The sequence below is a fragment of the Bradyrhizobium sp. Arg816 genome, assembly GCF_029989365.1.
Taxonomy (GTDB): domain Bacteria; phylum Pseudomonadota; class Alphaproteobacteria; order Rhizobiales; family Xanthobacteraceae; genus Bradyrhizobium.
Genome location: NZ_JAPRAQ010000069.1, coordinates 1 through 1780, shown reverse-complemented (window position 1 = coordinate 1780; position 1780 = coordinate 1). Strand labels below are relative to the sequence as shown.

3 pseudogenes are annotated in these 1780 nt (G+C 60.1%); all 3 read right to left on the bottom strand.

The features are described 5' to 3' along the window. Positions 1-942: 942 nt before the first annotated feature. Positions 943-1454: pseudogene (locus tag OWC48_RS45825) on the bottom strand (carboxymuconolactone decarboxylase family protein); the annotation flags it as partial. An 18-nt stretch (positions 1455-1472) separates the two neighbouring features. Continuing rightward, positions 1473-1603 (bottom strand): annotated as a pseudogene (locus tag OWC48_RS45820) (peroxiredoxin); the annotation flags it as partial. A 19-nt stretch (positions 1604-1622) separates the two neighbouring features. Continuing rightward, positions 1623-1780, bottom strand: a pseudogene (locus OWC48_RS45815) (IS3 family transposase); the annotation flags it as partial.

Sequence of the window (1780 nt, the reverse complement as noted above, 5' to 3'; positions counted from 1 at the left end):
AACAGCGCTGCCGTCGATCGAAGTAGCGAGCGTCGGCTCAGGCCACCAAGCGCATGGTCACTGGCATCCTGATCACGCATGACGTTCCCCTCCTTTAAGCAAGACTAACCCGTTCCGCGCATAATATCTCAGGCCGAAGGTGCATGGTTTAAGAGCTGGATGAACTCCACAACGGCTGCAATACGACCCGTGATGCTCACCTAACACGACAACATGGCGACTTAGGCGGCCGACACTACCACGCATCGAGTCATCCGCATTTCCCCTTGAGTTCCGCTCAGCAAACTCAACGCGCGATGCCTGTGTGTTGCGATGGGCACAAACCAACCTGTAACACCTCCCCGCCGAAGCGCACCGGTCCAAAAGGGCCCGTCGTAGACGCACGCCTATGGACGACTCCAGATTGACGCCTTTTACGCACGTTGCACACCCTCTTCCATGCCGACGCTATCGATGAGCCGTGCCACGGCAAATTAGACCGCGAACAAGAGGAAGCTGAGCGAAAAAGAGGATTCAACGAAGAAATTCTGCAGATTCGACTTAGCTGCAGTCGATTTCACGCGCAGTGCTTCTGCTACCCCATCTCGCTGCGAACGGCCGCGATCGAGCACGCATTTTGTAATCCAGTTGTGCTTCTCGCCCCATGGGGAATCCAAATGTCGACGGATGGACAACATGGTTGTGCCCGGCCGAGACAGCGAGCTTACCGGGAGGCGACAGACGGTCGGATATTGCTATCGTTGGGGAGGCGCTCGCCACAAGGTTGAGCTGACGAATTGCTCGGACAAGGATCGTATCGGACAGAAGCCGTGGCGCGAGCGGGCAAAAGTGCCGGTGTCGCTTACCCCTGTCTCGCACTGCAATCGCGAAACTCGGCTCTCCTCTCCATGATGATATTGAGAAAGACCTGCGCCAGCGCGCTTCCAACTGGATTGCGCGGCGGGCGTCAATCGCGATCGCCACCGTGTGAATGACGGCGGCGAAGCGAACCGCGGCCTGAATAGTGCCGGCGGCAACGCTGGCGTCTTGCAGCTCCTGCTCATGCGCGTCGATACAGGCGCCGCAGCCTTTGATGCCGGAGACCGCTAGCGACAAGAGCTCGAAATCGGCCTTGTCGACACTGGGATTGCCGATCAGGTTCATGCGCAGCCGCGCCGGCATCGTTCCGTATTCCTTGTCGAGGCAAGGTGCACGAAGCGATAATAGATGTTGTTCGTCGCCATCACGGACGCCGCCGCCTTGGCGGCCGCGATCGCCGCCGGTGTCAGCTTCTCGGCTGCGAGCGCCTTGAATGTGGACATCACATGCGGATTGCGCGTCGCCACCGCGCAGGCGAGGAACAGGCCGTAGCGGGTCTGCTCGGCAAGCTGCTCACCGGACACCATGGACGAGAGGTTAAGCCTCGCGTCCTTGGCAAAGTCCAGAACGATGCTCTTGAGATCATAGATCAACATGGCCGCGTCAGGCGACCTTCAGGGTTTCGCCGCCGACTTCGGGCATAGCTCGTCGGCTGCAGGGCATCCAGCACGCGCAGCGTGTTCTTCGGCGCGGGGCCGACATTGAGGTTGGTGGCGTAGATGTGCTGGATCGTGTTGTCGGGGTCGTGACCTGCCACTGAACTTTCATCCAGTGGCAGTTAGAGTCTCGGGGTTCTGTACGCCAAGTGGCGCGGGTGGAGCAACGGACGATCGGCGGAGCTGGTCGGGGTTGCGCAGCCGATCGTCCGTTGCGGTGAGGTGGGCGGCGTAGGCCGCGGGGGTCAGGTATTTCAGCGACGAGT